The following is a 295-nucleotide window of genomic DNA, read 5'->3' as shown; positions in this document are numbered from 1 at the left end:
AAAAAGAAGCCCTCATTTCCCGTAAATGACAGGTTTCATAAATACCTTGCAAAATATAACCGCAATACAAAAATCCCCGTTTTTTATGATGACCTGCTCCGGTTTTCGGGATCAATAGTCGTTTACGATCAGCATGAAGAGGATACTTACTGGGTGCGGTGCTATTATCCGGATTATGAAAGGGATGATATTGATAACAGCCTAAAGCAGGTTTATACTATCCTACATTCTGACGGGAGCGATGATTCCCTGGAGTTTCTCAATGTTGATGCTATTGACTACTGCACCTTCGGAA

The 295-nt window shown here is 41.0% G+C and carries 1 pseudogene; it reads left to right on the top strand.

The window, feature by feature from the left end:
- Nucleotides 1–295 (top strand): annotated as a pseudogene (locus HC176_RS19000) (hypothetical protein); the annotation flags it as partial.

This window comes from Tamlana crocina, from assembly GCF_012037625.1.
This window is presented reverse-complemented; position numbering and strand designations above follow the sequence as displayed.